Origin of the sequence: Tunturibacter empetritectus, from assembly GCF_040358985.1 — a bacterium.
GTDB lineage: Bacteria > Acidobacteriota > Terriglobia > Terriglobales > Acidobacteriaceae > Edaphobacter > Edaphobacter empetritectus.
This window is the reverse complement of sequence record NZ_CP132933.1, coordinates 13,907-38,283: the sequence shown is the minus strand read 5'-3', so window position 1 is coordinate 38,283 and position 24,377 is coordinate 13,907. Positions and strand designations below refer to the sequence as shown.

The 24,377-nt window shown below is 54.3% G+C and carries 19 protein-coding genes; 6 read left to right on the top strand and 13 right to left on the bottom strand.

The annotated features are described in order from the left end of the window. Window positions 1–65: 65 nt before the first annotated feature. From RBB75_RS20615 to RBB75_RS20590, 6 genes are all read right to left on the bottom strand, one after another. Window positions 66–638: a sigma-70 family RNA polymerase sigma factor gene (locus RBB75_RS20615; protein ID WP_353070464.1), complete on the bottom strand. Its 573-nt coding sequence runs from the start codon at window positions 636–638 to the stop codon at window positions 66–68. 75 nt (window positions 639–713) lie between these two features. Continuing rightward, window positions 714–3,920: an efflux RND transporter permease subunit gene (locus tag RBB75_RS20610; RefSeq protein ID WP_353070463.1), complete on the bottom strand. Its 3,207-nt coding sequence runs from the start codon at window positions 3,918–3,920 to the stop codon at window positions 714–716. Window position 3,921: 1 nt separating this feature from the next. Next, on the bottom strand, window positions 3,922–5,346 hold the full coding sequence (locus tag RBB75_RS20605) for an efflux RND transporter periplasmic adaptor subunit (protein ID WP_353070462.1): 1,425 nt from the start codon (window positions 5,344–5,346) through the stop codon (window positions 3,922–3,924). A 146-nt stretch (window positions 5,347–5,492) separates the two neighbouring features. Continuing rightward, window positions 5,493–6,752 (bottom strand): TolC family protein, encoded by a 1,260-nt coding sequence (locus RBB75_RS20600; RefSeq protein ID WP_353070461.1) that lies wholly within the window; start codon window positions 6,750–6,752, stop codon window positions 5,493–5,495. Between the two features lie 881 nt (window positions 6,753–7,633). Then, complete coding sequence (locus RBB75_RS20595) at window positions 7,634–8,683, bottom strand: PDDEXK nuclease domain-containing protein (RefSeq protein WP_353070460.1); 1,050 nt, start codon at window positions 8,681–8,683, stop codon at window positions 7,634–7,636. A gap of 43 nt (window positions 8,684–8,726) precedes the next feature. Then, window positions 8,727–9,566 carry a tyrosine-type recombinase/integrase gene (locus RBB75_RS20590; RefSeq protein ID WP_353070459.1) on the bottom strand — a complete coding sequence of 280 codons (840 nt, stop codon included), beginning with the start codon at window positions 9,564–9,566 and terminating at the stop codon, window positions 8,727–8,729. A 243-nt stretch (window positions 9,567–9,809) separates the two neighbouring features. Here RBB75_RS20590 and RBB75_RS20585 point away from each other — a divergent pair, with 243 nt between their 5' ends. Then, window positions 9,810–10,409: a hypothetical protein gene (locus RBB75_RS20585; RefSeq protein WP_353070458.1), complete on the top strand. Its 600-nt coding sequence runs from the start codon at window positions 9,810–9,812 to the stop codon at window positions 10,407–10,409. Here RBB75_RS20585 and RBB75_RS20580 read toward each other — a convergent pair. The 3 genes from RBB75_RS20580 to RBB75_RS20570 all read right to left on the bottom strand — a co-directional run bounded on the left by RBB75_RS20580 (window position 10,378) and on the right by RBB75_RS20570 (window position 13,161). Beyond that, entirely contained in the window at window positions 10,378–10,731 is a 354-nt protein-coding gene (locus RBB75_RS20580) for a hypothetical protein (protein WP_353070457.1), read from the bottom strand. The genes RBB75_RS20585 and RBB75_RS20580 overlap by 32 nt on opposite strands. Then, window positions 10,721–11,428 (bottom strand): ParA family protein, encoded by a 708-nt coding sequence (locus RBB75_RS20575; RefSeq protein WP_353070456.1) that lies wholly within the window; start codon window positions 11,426–11,428, stop codon window positions 10,721–10,723. The genes RBB75_RS20580 and RBB75_RS20575 overlap by 11 nt, the downstream gene beginning before the upstream one ends. Before the next feature lie 197 nt (window positions 11,429–11,625). Next, window positions 11,626–13,161, bottom strand: a complete 1,536-nt coding sequence (locus tag RBB75_RS20570; RefSeq protein WP_353070455.1) for a replication initiator protein A — start codon at window positions 13,159–13,161, stop codon at window positions 11,626–11,628. A gap of 651 nt (window positions 13,162–13,812) precedes the next feature. On the opposite strand from RBB75_RS20570, the gene RBB75_RS20565 reads away from it, so the two are divergent. After that, a complete protein-coding gene (locus RBB75_RS20565; RefSeq protein WP_353070454.1) occupies window positions 13,813–16,410 on the top strand; it encodes a CHAT domain-containing protein in 2,598 nt (865 codons plus the stop codon). A gap of 638 nt (window positions 16,411–17,048) precedes the next feature. Here the strand turns inward: RBB75_RS20565 and RBB75_RS20560 are convergent. The 4 genes from RBB75_RS20560 to RBB75_RS20545 all read right to left on the bottom strand — a co-directional run bounded on the left by RBB75_RS20560 (window position 17,049) and on the right by RBB75_RS20545 (window position 20,129). Continuing rightward, complete coding sequence (locus RBB75_RS20560) at window positions 17,049–18,347, bottom strand: S41 family peptidase (protein ID WP_353070453.1); 1,299 nt, start codon at window positions 18,345–18,347, stop codon at window positions 17,049–17,051. Between the two features lie 30 nt (window positions 18,348–18,377). Further along, window positions 18,378–18,638 (bottom strand): hypothetical protein, encoded by a 261-nt coding sequence (locus RBB75_RS20555; RefSeq protein WP_353070452.1) that lies wholly within the window; start codon window positions 18,636–18,638, stop codon window positions 18,378–18,380. 502 nt (window positions 18,639–19,140) lie between these two features. Continuing rightward, window positions 19,141–19,749, bottom strand: coding sequence for a sigma-70 family RNA polymerase sigma factor (locus RBB75_RS20550; protein WP_353070451.1), 609 nt, complete (start codon window positions 19,747–19,749; stop codon window positions 19,141–19,143). Window positions 19,750–19,859: 110 nt separating this feature from the next. Beyond that, a complete protein-coding gene (locus tag RBB75_RS20545) occupies window positions 19,860–20,129 on the bottom strand; it encodes a helix-turn-helix domain-containing protein (protein WP_353070450.1) in 270 nt (89 codons plus the stop codon). Between the two features lie 380 nt (window positions 20,130–20,509). On the opposite strand from RBB75_RS20545, the gene RBB75_RS20540 reads away from it, so the two are divergent. From RBB75_RS20540 to RBB75_RS20525, 4 genes are read left to right on the top strand one after another with little or no spacing between them, the layout of a single operon-like run. Further along, window positions 20,510–20,878: a TrbC/VirB2 family protein gene (locus RBB75_RS20540; protein ID WP_353070449.1), complete on the top strand. Its 369-nt coding sequence runs from the start codon at window positions 20,510–20,512 to the stop codon at window positions 20,876–20,878. An 11-nt stretch (window positions 20,879–20,889) separates the two neighbouring features. After that, window positions 20,890–21,156, top strand: a complete 267-nt coding sequence (locus tag RBB75_RS20535) for a VirB3 family type IV secretion system protein (protein ID WP_183816635.1) — start codon at window positions 20,890–20,892, stop codon at window positions 21,154–21,156. Next, the gene (locus RBB75_RS20530; RefSeq protein WP_353070448.1) at window positions 21,134–23,506 is read left to right on the top strand and encodes a VirB4 family type IV secretion system protein; all 2,373 of its coding nucleotides are present in this window, start codon (window positions 21,134–21,136) and stop codon (window positions 23,504–23,506) included. The genes RBB75_RS20535 and RBB75_RS20530 overlap by 23 nt, the downstream gene beginning before the upstream one ends. A gap of 37 nt (window positions 23,507–23,543) precedes the next feature. After that, window positions 23,544–24,374, top strand: coding sequence for a TrbG/VirB9 family P-type conjugative transfer protein (locus tag RBB75_RS20525; protein WP_353070447.1), 831 nt, complete (start codon window positions 23,544–23,546; stop codon window positions 24,372–24,374). Window positions 24,375–24,377 lie beyond the last annotated feature (3 nt).

Sequence of the window (24,377 nt, the reverse complement as noted above, 5' to 3'; positions counted from 1 at the left end):
TTGAGCAGCAGCACATATTGCCTCCTCGTTCCTTTACTACTGCTGACGGACGAGGAGAAGAAGTCTTACAGTTGGCTCCGGCGACAAGTGCAATCGAGGCATTGGTGTTCAGCACACGCCCCGCAGACCGCAATCAGCTTTTTTGCAACAGCTTTGCGCGCTCGGCGCAGCCGAACAGATGCGTTATTCGCGTTCGTCTTGTGGGATTGCGCAAACGACTCGACAGTGACGCCGCCGAGGTCTACTTGTTCGATGGCTTCACGGTACTCGTCTTTCAGGTCGCGAATCACATCTCCGATACAGGCGCACACAGTTTGAGCAATCTCCGGTTCGTAGCTAATGGGAAGTTCTGCGGTATATGTGTCGTGAGCCCTCGTCCGTGCTGATCCCTTGCGGTAGTGGTCCGCAATCGCATTGCGAAGGATGCGATAGAACCAGGCGACCGTACTCTCTTTCTCACGAATCTCGGAGCCATGCTCGATCGCCTTGATATATGCCGACTGGAGTATGTCTTCTGAGGCCGTCTTGTCTTCGACTCTGGCAGCAAGAAAGCTTAAGAACTTCGTATGATGAGCCAGGATGCGGTCAATCGCATTGGAAGATTTGAACCCAACGTTCTCAATCTGATTGAGAGGCATATCTGATCTGCCTTTCTGAAAGTCCGTTCGTCAAAGGCCTCCCAAGGATACGCCAGGAAAGAGAATGCGGTCTGGTCAATTGGACACCCTAATGTTGCCATGACTAGCGGGTGTAGCGCCTTCTAGTGCTTTCGATGCCTGGGTTGACTCAAGTGTGCCATTCTTGAATGCTCTCTCCTTCATCATGACGAAGAAGACGGGCACCAGGATCAGGACGTGGATGGTTGAGGTAATCATGCCGCCCACAATGGGCGCGGCAATTGGTTTCATGACATCGGAGCCGATACCGGATTCCCAAAGGATTGGCGCGAGGCTGGCAAGGACCGCTATGACTGTCATGAGCTTGGGACGTAGACGCTTGACCGCTCCTTCTATGACCGCCTCTTCGATGTCGGCATTGCTGTGAATCTTCCCTTGCTGTAAGCCTCGTTCCAGAGATTCATGCAGATAGACGACCATCACCACCCCGGTTTCAACTGCTATTCCGAAGAGCGCGACGTAGCCCACCCAAACGGCCACGCTGAAGTTGTATCCGAGCAGCCATTGCAGCAACAGCCCGCCCGTCATGCCATAGATGGTGGGCACGATCAGCACGACCGCTTCGCCTACCGAATGGAAGACCATGTAGAGCAGCAGGAAGATCATGAAGAACACGATGGGCAGAATGAGTTTCAGTCGCTCCTTTGCCCGCAACTCAAACTCGTATTCGCCCGACCACTTGTAACCGTAGCTGGCAGGGATGGAAACATCCTTTTGTAATCTGCGAGTGGCCTCTTCCACAAAGCCACCATAGTTCGTACTCGTCAGGTCGATGTAGACATAGCCGGTGAGTTGTCCATCCTCATCCCGGATCATGGCAGGACCATGAGAGAACGACACTTTGGCTACCTGCCCTAGCGGGATCTGTGCCCCAGAGGGCGTAGCGATCAAAACGCTCTGCATCCGCTCGACACTGTTACGGAAATCCTGTGAGTAGCGCACATTGATGGGATACCGTTCACGTCCTTCGATATTCTCGGCGATGTTTTGTCCGCCGATGCCGGACGAAACCGCCGTCTGCACATCTGCCACGCTGAGGCCGTACCGTGCCGCCTCAGTACGGTTTACTTCGACGTTGACGTAGAACCCTTGCGAGATGCGTTCAGCAAAGATCGACCTTACCTGCGGCATGGAGGAAAGAACGCCCTGCATCTTCGCCGCAAGCTGCTCAATTCCGTCCACGCTCGGACCTTGTACTTTGAGACCCAGCGGTGTCTTGATTCCGGTGAGTTCCATGTCAAGGCGGTTTTCGACTGGACTCGTCCATGTGTTCGCCAGTCCCGGGAACTGCACCTTCTCGTCCATCTCCTGGATGAGCTTGGTGTACGTCATCCCAGGCCGCCATTGCTCTCGCGGCTTGAGCATGAGGGTCGTATCGTACATATCGAGCGGTGCGTTGTCCGTGGCGCTGTCCGAGCGACCGACTGTGCCAAAGACGCTCTCAACTTCGGGAATGGTACGGAGAATCGCATCCTGCTTTTGCAAAAGCGTTTTTGCCTGCTCGATTGCGATGCCGGGAAGTGAAGTTGGCATGTATAAGACGGAGCCTTCAAAGAGCGGTGGCATGAACTGGCTCCCCAGCTTGAACGCAACGGGCAGCGTTGCGGCCAGAAAGAGTAAGTTGACCAGAATCGTCAGCTTTCGATACTTCAGACAGAACCGCAGGACAGGCAGATAGATGGCTTGAGTGAAGCGGGAGATTGGATTGGCGCTCTCCGGTTTGAGCCGTCCCCGAATGAGCATCACCATCAGAACCGGAACAAACGTGATGGCAATGATCGACGACGAACCCACTGCAAGTGTCTTTGTCCAAGCGAGAGGCCGAAACATCCTGCCCTCTTGCGCTTCTAGGAGGAAGACCGGCAAGAACGAGACAACGATGATGAGCAGGGAGAAGAACAGGGCCGGTCCAACCTGCTTCGCGGCGTTGATGAGTATCTCCCGGCGCTCCAGCTCAGTAACAGGGGTGGGGTCAGACTCCTGCCGTTCTGAAAGGTGGCGGTAGCCATTCTCCACCATCACAATCGCGGCATCGACAAGCACACCGACAGCCAGAGCGATGCCGCCGAGAGACATGATGTTCGAGGTAACGCCCAGGAAGTAAATCGGGATGAACGAAACGAGCACAGCAATAGGTAGAGCAAGGATGGCGATCAACGCCGAACGGAAGTGGAACAGAAAGATGATGATGACTAGGCTGACGATGATGGCCTCTTCCAGCAAGTCGCGCTGGAGGGTGGCTATCGAATCGTTGATGAGGCCGGAGCGGTCGTAGCCCGCGACAATCTGCACTCCCGCCGGCAGCGATGGCGCGATCTCGCGGAATCGTTGCTTGACCCCTTCGATGACCTTCAGCGCATTCATGCCTTGCCGCATAACAACGATGCCGCCGACCGTCTCGCCTTGTCCATTCCACTCGGCAACGCCCTCGCGGATGTCCGGCCCGAAAACTACGCTGCCAAGATCGCGCAGCAAGACCGGCGTTCCATTCTTGCTCCCCACTGCAATCGACTCAAGATCGTTCAGCGACTTCAGATAGCCAAGGCCGCGAATCATGTACTGCGCTCCGCTCAGATCGAGCACCCTGCCACCGACTTCATTGGTGCTCGCCTTCACCCGATCGATGACCATCGAGAGAGGTATGTTGTAAGCGAGCAGCTTATTCGGGTCGAGCCCTATCTGGTACTGCTTCACATAGCCGCCGATGCTCGCAACCTCCGAGACACCGGGGACGGTCTCCAGCTCATATCGCAGATGCCAGTCCTGAAGGGTACGAAGATCGGCCAGACTATGCTTGCCGGTCTTATCGATCAGGGCGTACTCGAAAACCCAGCCTGCTCCTGTCGCGTCCGGCCCGATAGCCGGATGAACCTCGGGAGGCAGACGACCGCCGATTTGCTGGAGATATTCGACTACGCGAGAACGTGCCCAGTACAAGTCCGTGCCGTCCTCGAAGACCACATACACATACGAATCCCCGAACATGGTTTGAGCGCGGACGGCCTTCACATGAGGAGCAGCAAGAAGGCTGGTCACGATGGGATACGTGACCTGGTCTTCGATGATGTCGGGTGGTTGTCCCATCCAACTCGTATGTACGATCACCTGTACATCGGAGATGTCAGGCAACGCGTCAAGGGGGATATGACGCAGCGACCAGATACCGGCGAAGGTCAAGAGCAGAACGCCGGTAAAGACGAGGAAGCGATTTCGCGCGCAAAGATCAATGATTCTGGAGAGCATGTCACATCCCCCCTTCGGCATTGACGCGCAACTGCTTTGTGCCAATGGTTTGGCCGTTCTGTTTCACTATCACCGTGACCTGCCATGTCCCACCGGACTCCAGCACACCCGTACCGTCATAGAGTCCCGGACTCGTCTGGATGAGGTGTGTGGTCGTGTTCATCGCCCCCATGCCCATTGCCGGCATCGCCGCCATGAAGAACGTGACCGCAACTTGCGCTCCGGCGACACGCTGCCCGTTCGCTCCGGTCAGCTTGACGTGGAAGACGTTCGATCCTTTATGCGCCGGATTTGGGTCGGTTGTGAAATCAATCGCGACCACAGCTTGAGGTGCTGCTGATGGGTTCGGGGTTTGCTGCCCCGCTCCAGGAGCTGGAGGAGTGTACGAACTAGCCGCAGCTTGCAACTGGCTCTCGGAGTCCAGCAGAAAGTTCGCCGAAGTCACAATCTGCTGATGAGCTGACAGTCCCTTCAGAATGATAAAGTCATCCCCAACCCTCGCACCGAGACTGACATCCTTTGGTTCGATACTGCCGCTTCCGTGATCGACAAAGACCACCTGACGGAGACCCGTCTGGAAGACCGCCGAAGTAGGGACGACGAGTTGCCTCCCCAACGCCGACTTTAGATCGACATTGACGAACATCCCCGGCTTGAGGGTGACGGCGGGATTATTGACCGACAGCCGCACCTTGACGGTGCGCGTCGTCATATCGACCTGCGGCAGGACTTCCTCGACACGGCCCTGAAAGGTGCGTCCCGGATAGGCATCGACCGTGATCGAGGAGCTATCGCCGCGCTTCAGCCTGCCTACGTCATTCTGAAAGACCTGCGCGTTTACCCAGACACGAGAGAAATCGGCGAGCGTGTAGAGTTTCGTCGCGGGCTCGACATACATATTGGGGAGCGCCACGCGTTCCAGGATGTAACCGGATGCAGGGGAGTTGATGGTTAGCTCGGTCACAGCCTTACCCGTCTCCTGGAGTTTGACGATCTCGCTGTTCGGGATGTCCCACTGGCGTAGCCGTTGCTCTGCCGCTGTGGTCAGGGATGACGCGCCGGTAGCGACTCCATCAATGGAACTGCCCTTGAGAACAGTCTGATTTCGACGGGCAAGGAGATACTCTTCCTGCGTCGCTACCAGATCAGGGCTGTAAATTGTGAAGAGTGGATCACCCTTGCGGACGTACTGGTACGTTGCGTTCGCAAAGACTTTGCGGATATAGCCCGAGAACCGAACTTGCACGGACGACTGAAGGCGCTCGTCCACATCCACGGTGCCGGTTGCTCGTATCTCGTCACTCAATAGCTTGTATTCGACGGTTCCGGTTTTTATGCCAATGCTGTTCATCTGTTCATTGGTCAGTTGCACGGGCACCAGCGGAGCCTCTATCTTCGCCGCTGACATGGACGCATCTTTGCTCATATCTGCCATCGGTCCAGACGCAATCGGTTGAACACCTGTCGGGGCGGATGCTGGATGAACGATTGACCTGGTGCGATAGACGTACACAGCAGCCACAACCGCGAACAAGCCAAGCCAAAATAGGGATGTACGGATAATAGTTTTGTTCATCGGAGTTGCGCTCCCGTCAGAGTCTCAAGACGTGCAATGGCGGTCTCGTGGTCGAGCAGCGCCTGTTGATAGTCATGTTCAAAAGTCAGGACATCGAGCAGAGAGGACAGCACCGGCGCGAAGGCTTGTTTGCCGGATTGATAGGTCGTCTGCTCGGCCTGAAATGCAGCCCGTGCCTGAGGTAGAAGGCCGTCCTGATACTCGGTCACTAGCTCGGCAGTGTTCGTCACGGCGATGTATTGCTTCTTTACCTCTGCGAGTTGCTGCTGCACTTGCGAGTCGAGCTCCTGTTTGGATCGCTCCAGAGATTCCGCAGCTTCCGCCACACCCGCCTCGACCCGCTTGCGCCGAGGCAACCGCAGACTGACCGTCAGCATGTAGTAGTCGCGATAGCCACCGCCCGTCTGTTGAAACATATAGCTGACATTGAAGTCTGGCTTGCTCTCGCGCTGCGCCGACTTCAGTTGGGCATCCTGCTTATGGACATCCGCTGTATTAACCGAGACAGCCGGGTTATTAGCAAGAATGAGGTTTTGCAATTCCTCGGCGCTCCGCTGCAGCGGAGTCAGGGAAAGCGGCTCTGGAATGATGTCCGGGGAGGACTGTGACCGATGCAGGAGTTGCTTGAGGCTGGCTTGAAGCTGTCCCATCTCCTGATGGTGCATGGTCACTTCACGCAGGATCTTCGTATGCTCGATCTGCGCTTTCAGCACCTCGGCCTGGCTGCCTTGTCCGAGACTGTACCGGGACAAGCCTGTCTCAATCATCGGCTTGAGGACAGCGTCGTTCCGACTGAGAATCGAGAGGGTTGCACCAAGATAGGCGAGCCGTAGGTAGAGAGCCTTAACCTGATCCGTGATCGACGAACGCAGAAGGTCTACTTGCGTCTGCTGCATATCCGCATCACGGTTGGCTACCTCACCCTTGAGCCGGAGCTTCCCGGCATAAGGAAGTTCCTGCGATGCCCCAAATCCGATGTACGCGAAGTCGCTGTTGCTGAAGCCCGCGAAGGGTTTGGGGCTCCCGACACTGTACGACTGAACCGTGAACTGCGGGTCGGGAAGTGTTGTCACCTGTTGAGCGACGTGTGTCGCAGCCTTCCGGGCGTGATCTGCGGCCGAGATTTGGGTATTGCTCGACTGTGCTTCTGAAATCAACGTAGCAAGTGACGTTGGCATTCCGGTCATCTCCTGCGCGTACGCAGAAGCGCCGGTCGCCATCACCAATGCGGCGGTCCAATACAAGGCCACCTTCATAGGGAAACTCCTGTCTCGATTGCAGTTCAGACATGAGCGCGCACAGAGGCGCGACTCGAATCTTCAGCGAGAGAGAAGCGAACTAGACTCTGAGAGCAGAGATGATCGAGGGGGGGGGCTTTGGGGGCGAGTGTTCCGGACGCTGTAGCCAGCCGCTTGTTGCATCGTGAGACGGGAAAAGATCAAAATATGAAACCCCGACTGCGACGGCTACAAGAGGGTGGAACGATACCGAATCCGACCTGAGAGCACTATCGTGTAGCGCCCCCGGAGTCTTCTTGCAGCAGTCGTGAGAAGCGGGCATCTCCATCTGTCCACAGTCATTCTTCATCATGCGGCAGCAGGCGCGTTCTTCGACCGTCATCTCCGCATCGGGAGCCATACATGCCATCGCCGGTGCCGCAAAGGACACGAGCAGCAGCAGGACAGCTCCGAATTGGCGTAGAGACTTCACTGACTAGAAGAATACTCTATTGGGTCAAAAGAGCCATAACACCCCAAGTTGAATTCCACGACCAACTTCATATGAAACGTGGCGCGCCAGTTACTTGTTGCCAATTCTGCTTTTTGTTACGTAACCGTCGTTCTATTCGCAAGCCAGGGGTTCGACTTTCCTTTCAGGACATTCGCAGCACTCCACTGAGCCACTTCTATAAAATCAGTAAATTTCCGTCTCTCACCCGAAGGCATCGTCGGCTCGCAAGCAACCCTTTTCTGTTCTTCGGAGCGCCGCGGATTAGTCACAAAATGCACTGCCCATAAACAGAGACAACGTGCGTTGCAGAAGTACATCTCTCCCTGCTCTTCTGCCAGCACATACCCATCAGGCGGCACCTCCGCCATATCAAAGGAACAGACTCGGAGTTTGCTGGCGGCGCACATTATGAGTCTGTCTCAATCCTCATTCGCGCTGTTTCGATAGCTCTGTGCAACTTCTCCCGAAGAACCTCTGGGGGCGGCAGAACCGTGAGGTATTCAGCGACGTGGATGCCTGCGGACCCAAGTTCCAGCAGCTCAATCTGCTCGGTGTTCTTCCCGGCGCACAGAATTATACCCATCGGGCTCTGCTCGCCTGGCTCTGTTTCATTCTTTGCGAGCCAACGAAGATAAAGCTCCATCTGCCCCTTGTATTCAGGCTTGAAGCTTCCCTGCTTCAACTCCACAATAATCAATCGCTTCAATTTGCGGTTGTAGAAAAGAAGATCAATGTAGAAATCTTCTCCATCGAGCTGAATGCGCTTCTGGCGAGCTACAAATGAAAACCCCGAACCCAATTCAAGAAGAAACGTCTCCAGTTCGCGCAGAATAGCGTCTTCAAGGTCGCGTTCTAGAAATCGGTCGGAGAGTCCCAGGAAGTCCAGAATGTACGGATCTTTCAGCAACATGGACGGCGACACATCGCCGCGGCTGCGAAGAACTGCTAATTCCTGCTGCACGAGCTCGTCGGGCTGCTTCGATAGCGCAGTGCGCTCATAGAGCATCGAGTCAACCCGTTCGCGAAGCGTTCTCACGCTCCAGCCCTCGATTCGGCACATCTCAGCGTAGAACTCCCGCTGATGGGGACGCACCAGGGGCAACAGCTCTTTAATGTGCGACCAACTCAATTGTCGCGACAGCGTAGCGACAATCTCTTCGTCCGGGAACACCTCGGCAAACTGCATCATCCTCCGCAGATTTTTGTCTGCGAAGCCTCTGCCAAACTCACTCACCAATTGTCGCGACAGTGTAGCGACAATTTGCTCCCCGTAGCTAGCCCGTTCATTTCCAAGGACTTCCCGCAGGATTCGGTTCCCGATCCTCCAATAGAGCGCAGTGAGTCCAAAGTTGACCGCTGCAGCAGTCTGCCGACGAGCCTCTTCAATTAAACTCCGGATCTCGTTCAGGAGGTCTGGAGATTCGTCCGGTTTCACTTCCAGCTCTGCTTTTGCCATCCCTATCCTTTTACTACGTCCATCGCCCCTATAAGCGATTCGCTTATAGGCCTAATGAATCGTTCACCGCGATCGCAATATCTTGCTCTGACCCCAGATAGCGTTCTGTCGTCTGAATGGAAGAGTGCCCCAGCAGAAACTTGATCTGTTCGAGGTCGCCGCCCGACTTTCTGCAGAGCTTGGCGCAGGTGCGGCGCAGGTCGTGGGCTCCGAACCGCTCGATGCCAATCTCCTTCGCCGATTGCTCGACTACGGACCAAACCGCCCAGTCGCTCAGGCTCTCGCCGACCTTGCCGCCCTTCGAGATGGACCGCAGCAGTCGACCATCCTCGATGCCGGCAGCGGTCATCCAGGCGTTGATTCCCTGTTTAACCCAGACCGGGACCGCAACCGTGCGAATGCGCCTTCCCTTCCCTTCGAGATCGACCAGGACCCAGCGGCCTTCCCGTAGCTGGATTGTCTCCACGTCGAGGGTGGCCAGCTCCTGCCGGCGAAGCGCACAGCCAACCAGCAGCCCCAGAATCACGTAATCCCGCTTGCCTTTCAGCGTCGAGCGATCGGGAACGGCCAGCAGCTCCTTCGCCTGTTCCCGCGTCAGCCAGTTCCCCAGCCGGGTTCCCTTCTGCCGTATGTTCGGGACCTCCGAGAGGCTCGCCGCATCCTCGACTCCGATCATGCCGTTTCGCCGCGCCTCCGCGACCAGCTTCCGGACCGCCGAGAGCCGGACGTTGACGGTGGACGGTGACAAGCCTTCCATCGAGGCCCGGAACTCCATAAATAGCGCGCGGGTGAGTGGCCGCCCAGCCGAGAGCGCAAAGAGGTCATCGAGGGCCTTGGCGTAATTTCGGCGGGAATTTGGGGATGGTACGGAGTCAAGCACCATCCGGCGAAGCCTCTGCTGGGCTTCTACGAGGCCCGATTCGGCCGATTGGCTGTCCCCAACGTCAGGGGCCCCGGAAAAAAGCTGAATCTCCATGTCGGAATTTTAGCCCATGACAACTGACATTGTCGTAGGTAATAAATTCAGAAGCCTCACAGGAGTTAATGCGCATATGCGCAGCTATTCCCTTCTCTTGGAAATCATCCTAAACTCCTAATACATAAAGGAATCTTCCAAGGAGGGACGATGCCACGACCCATCTCATGGATCACTCGACTACACGAAATCCGACGGGCGGTGGCCTCTTCCGTCCGTTCCCATTACGAGCGTAAGGAAATCGAGTCGCTCTTCCAGGTGCAGCCCCGCGCCGCCCAACTCTTACTGGAGATGCTCCCAACCACAGCCATCGGCCGGTCGCGGCTCGTAGAACGTCAGGTACTCGCCGATTTCCTCGATCGCATCCATAAGGCCGATGATCCTTCAGCTGAGCTGGATCTCATCCGCGTCCAGGGGGGAGAAGTCTCACGCAAGAAGCTCCGCACCCTTGTTCGCCGTGACGTAGAACCACTGCAGCTCGATTCCCTTCCCGCAAATATCGAGTTCATTCCCGGCCAGATGATTGTGAGCTTTCGTACGATCGAGGATCTCGCCCAAGCGATGTATAGCCTCGCCCGCGCAATCGAGACGGAGGGCGACGAGTTGGCTCGGAGATACGAGGTTCAAGAGGTTGCAGACGACGGCAGCCCTAATCGCTCCGAGTTCGAGGCTATGCTGCAGGAGCTTTCCAACCTGGAGGCCACTCGCGGCAGCGACGCTACTCCCCAACAGCGTCCAACAGCTTCGTAATGGCGTCGTGATACGTAAGCTTGTATCGATCAGCGTAGCCGACGAACCGGTCGTATTGGGACTGCACCATACGCACCGCCAAATGACGTGTAGGCTCCGCCGGCACTGCTCGGCGCCGTCGTCCGTGGGTAGCTGCTGCCTCAGTAATTACAGGGACAGCCTCGCGGCTCACAAAACCATGTGGAGCCGCAGCCGCATCTACCTCAGCGAGATCGATAGGAGATCTTTTCTGGACCGGGGCGAACCCCGACAAGTCAATCTTTCCTTCAGATCGCTCGACAACGTCGTCCGACTCATCTATGAGGCCAAATTTACTGCTCATTTGGATACCTCTTTCTATCTAGCTCGCGGAGAGTCTCGACCAATTCCTCTACCAACTCATGAATATTTTGATAGGCAGCTTCGAGATTGCCGACCTTATGCTCACCCAGCTCCGAAAGAGTAAGCCTTTCAACGAAAATCGCCTTGTACGCGAGACGTTCCGCAAGGCTCGTACGGAATCGAGGCACCTTCGCGTCCACCAATTCAGACTCCAATTGGCGTTGAACGGATGACACCGGAGCACCAGGCGCAGGAGTGCGCGTCATCAGCACTCGGTAAGGAATCTTGCGCAACATATTTGATCGTTGAGCTACCTTCTCCTCATCTTTTACGGCCCGGATCGCCTTGCCTGCTTGTCTCACGTCGACGGCACTGGCCTGTACCGGAATAATTACGAAATCCGACATAGCGATCGAACGGGATACAAGGACACTGGCGGTTCCCTCTAGGTCTATGAAAACGAATTGATCATTTTGCGCGTCGAGTACCTCCATTAGGTTCGACTCTTTGATACCACCGATGACCTTCAAAGTAGTTTTCGACAGCCCGTTCGTCTTCCAATCCATGATCGGTTGATTCGGATCTGCATCGAGAACACACACCGACGCTCCGCTTTGAGCGAGATAAGTTGCAAGCAGTAGTGTTGTAGTGCTCTTCCCGGCCCCGCCCTTCGGATTTGAAACAGCAATTACAGGCATAAACACTCTTTCTTGCGACATTACTTGTCGCTGCGATATTGCAACTATATCGCGATGTCGCAGCTATATCGCAGCAATATTTCTTATCGCAACTTGCGGTATACAAAGCGTTACCCTAGTTGCGATATTGCTTATCGCAACTTTGTCGCAGCTATATCGCTTGTTGCAAGGAGATTTGGGGGGAACTAGAAATTAGCTCAGTTTGCTTGGAAGAGGTCAATTTGTCCGTTTTGCGACTTCCATTCCTCGAAAGAGGGAAGAACGAGACCGTCGCGGATCTCTTTCATGATGAGCTGCAGGGCGAGGTTCCGATGCTGGGCAGGAGGTACGCGCCGGAAGAACGTGTCGCCTTTGCTGTTTTTCTTGATGACTTCGGAGAGTTTAGCTTCGAGTTCGTCGCCTGAATAGCGCTCGGCCAATGCTTCTTGACGCTTGCCGTCTACCCAGCGCATGTAGGCCGCTTCCAAAGCCTGTCGGGCCTCTTCCTTAGCACGATCGCGTTCAGCGGCTTGCCGCATCACTTCGCGTCGGCGGCTGCTGATGAACCCAGCAGGGACGGGAAGATCTTTCTCCAGCGAGTAGATGATAAGTCCGGCAGGGTTCTCGACGCCGTTTCGTTTACCAGAATTCATCTGCGATTCGAGGTACTCGACCGTATCGCAGACCAAGTCAGCGCCGAAGCGCTCGACTAACGCCAAGCACTTCGCGGGCAAGATGCCGTGTCTCTTCAAGAGCTGGATTGCCTCATCTTCCGGAGAGGAGGGAAGCTTCGACGCTTCTGATTTCCCGGCTGGCAATTCTTGCTGCTCCGGATATGACTCACGTAGAACGCGCATCAATGCAGGACCAGGCGCAAGTACGATTTTGTACCCATCTTTGCTGGACATGGGCTGCACGTCCCATTTGTCGAGGTACTTGATGTTCACGAGCTCATTCAGTGCGAGACCCATGGTTGATTTAATCTTCGACAGATGAGGGTAGACCTGCACGTTGAGCAGATTGCACAGCTCGGCATAGTCTTTTTCGACCTGCCTCCCCTGGCTAGCATGAAACCAGAGATGCAGGTTGCCAAAGATACCCTTCGCAGTCGGCCGCGTGAGCATCTTGTACGCATTGAAATCTTCGGGGATGACGTACCGCTGATTGAGGTTCTCGATCAACCACTCTTCGAGCATCACCTCGTAATGTTCCTGCCTATCCGTTCCGTTGAGATTGCTCTCCCCGGTCCGCTTAAACGAGCGGAAAACGTGCAGCACTTCATCCGAGTAGACCTTCTTCGCAGCGCGATAGACCACCTTTTCCGAAGTAATCGTGGTATCGGTCATGCGCTTACCCCAGCGCACAATCTCTTCGTAGATTTCTCCGTTGCGAGACAGGCCGAGTTCCTGAATCATGCGATAGCCGCTAAAGCGGATTGGATTCGCAATCTGGCCAGTTTTGACGCGCTCTTCACTGAGTATCTTCAGCAAAGCAATGAACTTGTCTCGATCTGTCGTAGAAGGAAGTCCGAGCTGCTCCGAGCCGCGGAATTCAGCCGCAACTTTGACTTTGTGCCCATTTCGGAAAACGACCTGCTCGATGCGCCGTGATGTGCGATTCTTGTCGCGTGAGTCATTGGCGCCAAAGAATCCGATAGACAGGAGATTCTTTTCGAAACGAACCAAATCAGGATCAACAGCAACAGGCAACAACGGTGCTGAACGTTCCGTTTTGTGGGCCACTGATTTTGACATCGTGTGAACTGTTGTTGCTTGGTGAATACTATAAGAAAAGCAAATACTTTAAAACGCTTTAAGTACTATAGGTTTTTGCAAGTGGCTGTTGTGCCTACGTTTATACCCTAATCTTTGCCAGCGCACCTCTCTATCTTTGCCAGCGCACCTCTCTAGAGCTGCCAACACACCTCTCACTACCTGTGCCAGCGTTCCTCTCGCTTAATGCCAGCAGACCTCTCTATTCTGCCAGCGAGCCTCTCTATTTGCTGCCAGCGGACCTCTCTACGCTGTTCTTGCTGCCAGCGGACCTCTCTATGGTGTTCCCAAATCCAATCGGAACCCGTCTTGAGCACCCCAAGACCCTCTTTTTGCCAGCCAACCTCTCTAATTCGGAAGTTTTGACACCCCAATTCAGCGAATTTCAACTGATCGAGAGGTACGCTGGCAAAAACACTGAAGGGTAGGTGTGGAAAATGCAACGGAAATGATGCAAACAAATCATTTAGGCCGTGGGCGTGCCAGTCAACCTCTCTATTAATCGCCTTGATTCCACCTAGAGAGGTTGGCTGGCACAACGAAGAACGAGTGATACGTGATTTCGCGGCAGGTACTGAGGACAAGGGAGCTTCCTACACACAAATATGTGTACATCTTCGATAAGATGATGCCATGTCGCGAGCCAGTTGGGGCAAAAGGATTCTTGCAGTTTTCGGTGTCACACTCGTAGTCCTTGGAAGCACTTACTTTTACCTGATTTCACCGCACCACAGCTCCGCTCCCCCTGAGTCAGCGGAAGGCTTGCTCGACAGGGCCGATACCTTAGCGTGGGGGAATCGCTGGGCAGATGCACAGCCTTTGTACGCGAGAGCGCAGCATCTGTTCGACGCTCAAAAGCAACACTCCAAAGCGCTGTATGCCGAAGTGAGCCAGGTCCCACCAGACGAATCGGGTAGTGTTCCGGGCAAAATCTTCCAACTGACCCAAGACCTGGGAAGCCCTGCAGCTCAAGAGGCCGAAACCAGACTCCGTATTCTCACAATCCGGGGAATGCTGGAGACGAATTACGACGCGGGACAGGCACGGTCTACATGGGAGGAAGTAAAGGCGCTTGCATTGAAGCAACGCCATTTCGAACTTGCCTCACGAGCTGAAGGTGAGCAGGGCATCGCCGCTTTTATCCTTGGCGACACCGATACAGCGAAGAAGCAGGTTGTGCGAGCGTGGGGACTTTCAAAAGTCGAACACGATCCCGCCGCGACCGTCCGCTATGCAAGCGTATTCGGAGCTGGACTTGTGCAGCTTCGTCGCTATAAAGAGGCTCTTACTCCGCTCGATCAGGCAATCAAGATTGCAGAGTCGAATCCAGCTCTCGCATACCCAACGATAGCGGTTTACGCGAAGATCGACGCGCTCGCGGGATTGAAACAGTACGATTCAGCCTTGGCTCTTGCCAACGCATCTCTCTCGCGGCTTCAGGGAACCATTTACGAACAGCATAAGGCGCAAGTTTACATCTCTCGTGGCTCCATCAACCGAGAGCGAGGAGAGTGGAGCGCTGCTATCCCGGATTACAAGCAAGCAGTCTCGATTTCAGAAAAAACCGAGAACTATCGCGGGGTAACGGATGCAGGAGGGTTGCTTGCTCAAGCCTACGAGCACACCGGCGACCTTACCGCAGCTTTGGGCGCGATCAACGCAGCCATTGCAGCGAACACCCACATTGCCGACGAGCTTTACCTAGTTCCGCGCAATCTCGCAATCAAGGCTGAGATTACTGAGAAGATGGGCAACACCCAGGAAGCAGACACTCTTTATCGAAAGAGTGTCGCCCTGGTCGATGAAATGATCCAGCACGCCGCGACAACGAACATTGAACGATACTTACTTGCGGAGATGAGCGATGTTTACTCGGGCTACTTCGCTTCTCTTTGCGCTCAAAAGCACTACAACGAAGCATTACAGATGCTAGAGAAAGTGCGTGGCCGTATCGAAACAGAGGCACTTGAACACCACACGAGCCAACCCGTTCACGCGCCCACGCCGGAAGAAAGGGAACTGACGGATCTAAACGTCGCCCTTATCAACACCGACGACCCCGCTAGAAGGGAAGCGCTCACGAGCGCGATATACAACACTGAGCTGCGGATCAGCCCCAGCGCGCTAACGCAGCAGACCATCGCGCATCCAGTTCGTTTGTCGGAGTTGCAGCGCAGCCTATCGGCAAACGCCCTACTGATCGAATACGTGCTTGCAGAACCCAACTCCTATGCTTTCGCCATCACACGCGAGACTGTGACGCCTTACCAGTTGCCTTCCAAGAGCGTGATTGAAGCAGACGCCAACCGCTACAGGAAGGAAATTCACGATCAGAAGGAAGATCGAGCTCTCGCACAGCATCTCTTTTCGGAACTAATAGAGCCAATCAAGCAGTACAGCGAAAAAGCAGACCTTGTGATTATTCCCGATGGCTCACTTCATCTTCTGCCATTTTCGGCGCTTGCTGATAACACCGCTTACGTCCTCAAGACCCATACTGTCGATGTGGCACCTTCGTCCACGGTCTACGAGCTGCTATCGAGACGCAGCGAAAGCAGGGAAGCGGTTGCCATGCCGTACATCGGAGTCGCTGCATGGACTCAACCTGCCGACACCCGGAATCCGGTTCTAAGAGCTATAAACGGACCTCAACGCAGCCAGCTTATACCGCTCCCAGACAGCAAGAAAGAAGTGGAAACAATTGCGGGCGACCTGCCACATCCAAGCACGATCCTCTTAGGAGCAGACGCGACGGAATCGCGTTTCAAGCAAGTCTCGATGGAGAGTACGGAGGTTGTACATCTTGCTCTTCATGGGTATGCCGACCTAGACTATCCCGACCGATCAGCGTTGGTATTCGCGCCGGAACAAACAACCAGCGCAGAGGATGGCTTGTTGCAAGTGCGCGAAATCCGCGGCCTCCATCTGAAAGCGAAATTGGTCACTCTCTCAGCCTGCAATACCGGTGTCGGGCCGGTTGGACAAACGGGTGTAGCAAACCTTGTGAACGCCTTTATCGAGGCAGGAGCCGATTCCGTTGTGTCCACGCTTTGGGAGCTGGAGGACCACACCACCGAACACCTGATGGCGCAGTTCTACTCACAGCTCGCCAACCACCAAAGGAAAGTAGACGCTCTTCGTGCTGCTCAAATGGAGCTGCTAGACAAGGGAGTGCCGCCGTACTATTGGGCGAGCTTCCAGGTTGTCGGAGACCCAAACGGCACATTGTGAGACGGGCGGTACCCACAGATAGACAAGTCCCCGGAGCTGTCGCTGAGCGCAATGGCGATTTTGCACCAACTGAGAATTGTTCCGGACGGTTCGTGCTGATAGCGTGGAGATGACGGCGAACTCCAAATTCGGTTTACGAGGTTCGACTTGCGATTTCTACCCCAAAGGACGATCGGTAAAGCACTAGTGTTTTCTTACCTTGGACTCGTCGCATTATCTTGGATGGGTGTTATTTTGGCGGTCAAATTTGATTTCCTATTGTCATTAGGTGTTTATGCAGTCGGTTCTTTGGTGATTGCTTACGCCTCTTTTCCTTGGACCGAACTCCTGAATTATTGGTATGGCTCCGGCCACCACGGCCTAAATTTTATAGTGTTGCTATTCGGTCCAATTGTTAACTTTTTCATCCTTTGTCTAATAATTCGCCTAATTGAGTCCCAGGCCAGAAAGTAGAACGACGATGGCTTCTTTGTTGGTTAGCTAAGCATTCTCAACGCAAAAGGAATTTCAGATGTAACCGGGATCGCGACTTGCTCTACGATTTCGAGGCCGAAGCCTTCTAGGGCGGGGATGATGAGATCTTCGGAGAGGCCGAACGAATGCAGCCATTCTGAAATGACGGTAACAGGGCAATGCACTCATCGAAGTTGTGGGGAGCTAACCGGATATTCGCCACTTACGGCCTTTAGTGCCGTCTCAAACTGCTGATCGTTGCCATGTCTTCTGTCCTGCCAATCGAATTCGCTGATCACATCAGGTTCAATCGGGCTGCCCTCAAGAGCAGTACCTCTCCATGTGTAATAAGCCCCTGTCGGGAGGGCGAGCCGAAAACCGTGCCCAACTTTTACCGAAGTTGCAGACAAGAGCCGACCGGCAGTCTTTTCACCAACAATCGTCGCGAGCTTATTTTCCTTCGCGAATACTGTGACCATCTCAGCAGCACTCGCCGTGTGGCGATCCACGAGCAGGACGATGTTGCCGTCATAAGGCTTCGAGCCTAAACCCTCAGACTCCAGAACAATAGGAGATTTGGTAATGAATGCCGGCAAATATCGCAGACCCAGCAGCCAGAGGAAGCGTGTTGATGAGGGAATCTTGCCCAAGCGGGGAAACGAAGTTTTTATCGAGGACAGATCACGCGTTGCCCAGCGTTTATCGGCAGCATAACCGACCGGCACTCGGTCTGGGGTCAACAGACTCATCAGGCGCAGCGATCCGGCGCCACCACCTGTATTGCCCCGAAGGTCTACGATGAGGCGTTCGATATTGCCGAGCTCCGCGATGGCGGCGGACATTGCGTTCGAGACTTCGACTCCGAGCATTCCTGGGAACATAGCGACCTTGAGGTAGCCGGTATGGTCGCTCAATTTCCTTGATTGAACAAGGGTAGGCTCAACGAAATGGAGTTTCTTACCCTTTGGCCTGGAGACATTGACTACGACGCTCCTCTCTGTTCCATCGTTTGCAACGATGTCAAGGTTTGAAGTCTTTCCCATCGGGAACACCGGGTGCTGAGGCGGGACTATTTCTTTGCCGTCCACCCGAAGGAGGATATTTCCTGGCTCAACACATGCGACGGCTGCAGCTCCCCCGTCATGCACATCTTGAAAAATCCATCGTGAGCCGTAGGCGGTTTCGTCAGAGAGGTAAGTTGCGCTCAGTGCCGCCCGACTTGATGCCCTCCGTGCTGCTCCGTGGAAAAAACCCAGATGCGAAGTTTTGAGCGTTTGCAGCAGCTCCATCATCGCCTGCTCGAAAGCGTCAGCCGTCGCCGCGGATTCAATTGTGGCCCGATGGTTCGCGACCGCGTTCTGCCAGTCTTGCCCGAGGAGTTCCGGTTTGTAGAATTTTGATTCGAGAGCCTTCAGAACACGCTCAAGAACATCGTGTCTCGCTTTGTCCGTCAGGCCCGACTCATGGCTAGGGGGAGTATTCATATCCACATCCCTATGATGCCGCAACCAGAGCTAATTAATCTTCAGTGGATAGTAGTACGTGCCGTTGTCAGTGCCTCGCACAGTCGCGAGGAAGTAGGCTCCTGGCTTGGCAGCTCGCAGATCGAGCGTTACATTCACCGAGACCTTTCCTCCGTCTCTTTCAACTGCATTCCCAGCCCCCGTTGCGATGATTTGGCTTCCAGTCTTGTCTTGGGACACATTCACGTTATAGCTGCCCACTTCGCTGAAGCGGGGAAGCACAACCGAAAGGTGGACGATCGCGGCTGGCAATGAGACCTCTTTCAACGGGGTTGTCTCATCATCAGCCCCTCTCAGGGTGCCGCTATTGAAAAGATCAACCGTAGCGCTTACAGGCTGAGCAGAGGCAACCTGGCCGTTCGGAGCGTTCGCTGAATGGTAGTGTCTGAATGCTACATAACCGCCGCTACACATCACAATCAGAGAGGCCGCCAATGCCAAAGGAACAACCCTCAGGCGCGAGGTTTTTGGGACTCGCCCAGAGTTGGAAGGCGGCCCCTCGACAGAGCCAGAAATGGCTTCGGAGTTGGACGTAGAGGCGACGGCCTTCGATTCTTCCCAATCCAAGCGGTAATGCCGGTACTCGGCATAACATTCAGAACAAGATCCAACATGAAGGCGGGCCGGATGCTCTGCCGGCAGCCTATCCTCAGCCAGGGCTTCTAGCGTTTTGTCGTCAGGACAGCCTTTTCGCTCGGGATTCGGAAATGCCTCAAGAAGGAAGTCCTTCATCAGATCCGGGTTCAATGACGATCTACCCTTTCGTCTCGCAAAATTGTGGTGAGCCGTGGCCCGGATCATCTATTTTGCGAGCACCAGTCAATGTGGAAGCTAAGCGCTCTTTGACGCGCTGGATGGCTTTCGCGGCTGCGGAGTATGTCGTTCCCAGCGCATTCGCGACAGTTGCCGGGCTCGTTTTATCTTGCAAAAGCAGAACGAGAATATACCTGTCCCGTTCATTCAGGGTTGCTTTTAGTTGTTCAAAGAGTATTTTACGATCGATAGCGCCCTGAAAAGAACCACTCAGGCCACCAATACTTTCAAGGTCACGCCCAATCCCGGCGACTTGCTCTCTGGCCGCTCCACTCCTCATCCAGTCGCGAACTTTGCCTTTGAGTGCGGAGTATGCGTAGCGTTGAGGTGAAATAAGGATCGTTGCTCGCTCTTGCATGCTGTGAGCTACTTCTTCAGCCCAGTTCGCAATCATCGCCGGATCGACTTGAGGGTAATCCCTCAGTACCCAATGAAACGACCGCTCTACAGCGGTTTCGACCGCTGCACAAACAACGGTTCCGTTTGTGTCCACGAGATGTAAGTGAGCCCGAGTCATTGGCAAATCATCTCTGCAAAAAAAAGTGCTCAATGGTGTCCAAAAGAGCCCCTCTCATCTCGCTTAGAGGGTAGAAGTCAAATTTACTACGTGTCTGTAACTGACCGCCAACAGCGAGTTGCAGACTCTGTGGAAAGGGAGAACTATTTCTTTGACGATTTTGTTCGCGACTCGCCGCCCTCGACCAAGCCTAGACCGGCGACCAGTTCTTCGACAGGTATTTGAAAAACTTCGGCAATCCGAAGCAGAGTCGGCACTGAGAGACCATCACCTTTCTCTATACGTTGTATCTGCGTCAAGTGAAAGCCATGCTGAACAACAAGTGCGCGCAAGGTCAGCCCGCGCTCCTTGCGCAACAGTTTGACTCGCTTACCTAAAGCCGCTGAGAACTTTTTGTAGTCGTATCGCAGCATGGAATCGGTGTCGATGTGGACCTCGCGCAAGATGATAAGAGCACACCGCAACCTCCCGGTATAGCGATCTCTGCAAAATCTTAGCAACCTCCAAAGCACACACACAAATGTGGAGATGCCTTATTGTGTCTTGTACACAAAATTGTGGGTATGAAAAGTGTGTTGACACGAAGCGGAAGACTCGCTATAAGTTGTGCATGATTACACAAGTTTGTGGTAACACAGCAACGTGTACACGGCGGCGGATTGTACCGCGTGGCGATAGGGCTGTGGACCGCAAAGCCCAACACGAAAGGAGGACAAAAAGCCACTGCACGAAGGCTCTTTTGAGAGCACAACCCATTTCCTTTACCCAAAATTCGCTTCATAAGGAGAAAACTTTGAACAAATCAATCGACTCACGCCTGGCGCGACGCTGGGTTCAGAAATTGTCCAAGAAGAATCTGCGGACATTCGGGCGAAGCATCGCACCGAGTCTGCTCGCCATTTCACTCACCTCACTTGCTCACGCTCAAGGCACGGTTGATTTTTCCGGTGCCACGACCGCGATGAACTCCTTCAAAACGTTCGCAGAGTACGCCGGAGCCGTCATCTGCCTCGGAGGTCTCATCTTCGCTGGCGTTCGGATGATGAGTGGTCGCTTCCAAGATGCGATTCCCGGACTTTTCGGCGCACTCTTCGGTGCTGGCGTTCTCGGCTGGGGCGCTGGTTGGATCAGCTCTCTCACCGGCCAGACCGTTACCCAGTAAGGAGCCCAACCATGACCAAACGAGGGGAACCGTTACCGATCAATCAGGCGATGAACAGATCCAGAACAAAAGCCGGTCTGGAACTGACGACGTGGATGGTTATTGTCTTTGTCTCGATAACGGTTTTCCTCGTTGGTTTTCGCATTCTGGCCCTCATCAGCTTCCCAGTATTGGTAGCTGCTGCGTGGCTCACCGTCCGCAAGCACCCGAAGATGTTCGAGCTTTGGGGCCACAGCCTTTTCCAGAAGCCCTACTATGACCCCCGAAAAGAAAACTGAACTCAGACGCCATACGCCCTGGTACGCGAAAGCTGGAGCCGGTTGCAGCATCGTGCCGATTTCTCGTTTCGTGACCCCGACCCTCTTCGCCCTGAAAACAGGCGGCTATGGATGCCTGTTTTCTCTAACCGGCATAGATGAGGAGAGCTTGACCGATCCAGAACTCGAAGCGCGAGTGCGTTCCATCGAGGGCGCACTACGCGGATTGCCTGAAGGTTCCTGCCTCTATCAGTACGCCCGCGTTCTCTCAGGTTTTGAGATTCCGCGCCAAAAGAAGTACAGCAATCCCGTCACCGAGACATTTGTAAACGACCGTCTCGCGTTCTTAGATCAGACAGCAGGGTTTCGCAGAATTGACCTGCATTGGTGTCTCACCTTCGAGCCGTCGCAGAAAAACCCTTTTGAACGAAAGCCCAATGAGAAGGCGGAGGATCATGCGCGGATGCTGTCGAGTCTTCAAAAAAGCGCGACGATCCTAGAATCACATCTAAATTCAGCGGTCGGCCTACGGCTTCTCGAAAAAGTCGAGGCGTTCCCATTCTTTTCTTATCTCTTCAACCTAGAGCCGTGGTGCGAACACGACCGTCTCATCCGTGATACCGGAGTGGACCGACAGATTGTAAAGAGCCCGCTGTCGTGGCACAGTGACCATCTCCGGGTAGGGAAGCGTTATGTCCAGATGTTCTCCCTGATGAATACACCGGAAATTTCAAGACCGTGTCAGTTTTCAGGCTTGATGACGCTCGACTGCGACAGTGTTCTATGCACGAGCTGGAGGCCGAAGTCGGCAGCATCAGCGCGATCGGAGATTTCGTCGCAAGAAAAGTTCATCTCCTTTTTCAAGGTAGGTGTTCTCGCCCGCGTGATGAGCGGTAGGGATACTGCTTCGCTAGAGACAGGGGCTGGCGCCAAAGCCGCTGAAGCCAGCGTGGACGATCTTAGTGAAGTCATCCGCTCTCTCGACAAGACCGCACAAGGTGAATTCACAATGCGATTGCTACTCGCCGCCAGAAGCGTAGAGCAGCTTCGTGAAACAATTCCAGCCGTTCACCGACTATTCGTTGATGCCCGCGCTCAAGTGATGGAAGAGACGCTTGGAAACCTTTCTTCGTTCTACACAATGTTTCCGGGGAATCAGAAGTTCAATGTCTTCCCGCTGTGGCTGGGTGAGAACCACCATGCGCGAATGTCCTCTGTATTCGCCCCGCACATCGGGCACCCGTACTCGGAAGACCTTGACGCCGAATACCTGAACATCTTTGAGACGCGGACCCGTACCCCGTTTTTCCAAGATGCCTACGTGAACGGCGTGCGCGTCATGCTCATCATTGGACCAACTGGCACCGGAAAGTCAGTCCACGCTAACCAGATGCTTGCGTTGGAGCGGAAGTACGACGGTTTCTCCTACATCTTTGATATCGGCGGTTCCTACGAGAGTCAGGTAGAACTCTACGGTGGCAAAGTGACCCGAGTTGGCAAGGATGGCCCCCGCGCCGCTCCTTTCTCGCTGGAACCGACAGAGAACAACATCAAATTCCTTTACTCGTTCGAGAAGCTGTTGCTCACAAGTGGCGGCGCGATGCTGAGCCCGGAAGACGACGATGTGATCTACAAAGCCGTGCAAGGCATTTACCACCTTGAACCTCACAATCGCCGTCTCTCAAATCTTGGACTACCGAAGCACCTAGACCGCTATATGGCCAAGTGGGTAGGGAAGGGTGTCTATGCCGCGATCTTCGACAACGTAGAAGACGAGCTTTCCCTTGGACGTCTTCAGTGTTTCGATTTCCAAGGAGTGAACAACAGTCAATACGCCGACCTTATCGAGCCGCTGATGGTATGGATACTTCGTCGCATTGACGATGTGCTCTACAACCCAGCAAATCTAGGCGTCCCGAAGCACGTTCTCATCGAGGAGATTTTCTCCAGTATGAAGAACAAGCAGCTCCTAGATTCTGCGCTTGCCTCTATCAAAACTGTTCGCAAAAACCTCGGCGGCGTGACTTTGATTGGCCAATCTGCGAATGACCTGGGAGAAAACGCAGACAGCGTTGTCAACTCTTGCACCTCTTTCCTTTTTTTACCGGATGCTACTTTCAACCGAAAGCATTACGGCGAACTCTTCAAGCTCACCGACCAGCAACTCGATTTATTCGAGTCACTGCGGGACCGTGAAGGGCTCTACGTTCGTCGCGACGGCTTGACTAAGGTTGTCACGCTCAATCTCGACAACCGAAGCTACGCCAAATTCTCCACTAAACCAAAGGACCGGGTACGCCGGACCAAACTCATCGAGAAGTACGGACTCACCGAGGGCATCGAGCGGTTTGCCCAAGGGGAGGTTGTCTAACCGCTGCGCCACACTACTCCACGACAAGGAAAACACTATGAAGACCATCTCAATCCTGCTTATAAGTTCCGGCTTCGCGGTTGGCGCAGTCACAACCAGCCAGGCGGCCACGTCGCCAACCCTATTGCCGAGCGCACCACGTACTGTTGTCATACACGAGACGGAGACGCCGCCTGTTATCCGGGCCGGACTCCTTCAATCAACTCTCATCCTGCTACCCGCAGAGGAAAAAGTCGCTACTGTTTTTGGTGGCGATACCGTGTCTTGGGTGTTTGATGGCGGCCACGTCGCTAGCCGATTCATCTCGATCAAACCAAAAGTCGCAAACACGACTACTGACGTGCATATCGTTTCCGATCACGGGAACGAATACACCCTACAGCTCAGAGAAGTATCGAGCGACGGTGATCCTCATTTCGATTCCAAGGTTTTTGTCACGCCCGGCGATCAGGCTGGTAAAGACAAGCTTGCAGCGATGCCTGTCTTTGTTCCCGCCGCTGAGTTGGACAAGGCGAAGCGGGAGGTCCAAGAAGCCGAGGTACAAGCGGCAAACGAGCGTAAGGCTGAAGCAGCTAAGGCGGAGCAGTATCGCAGCCAATATCCCGGACAGCTCCACTTTGACTACACATGGGACCAAAAGAAGGGTAATGAACTTGGCCTACAGCAAGTGTGGCGTGATGACAAATTCACCTATTTACGTGGTCAGTTCCAAGAGACCCCTGCTCTTTACGAGCTGAAAGACGGGAAGGGAAGTCTGATCAATTTCGATTTCAACGAAGGACTTTACACGATTCCCAAATCTCTTTCAGACGGGTATCTCACCATCGGCAAAAAGCGTGTCGAGTTCAAGCGCACAGGAGGCAACTAGCGT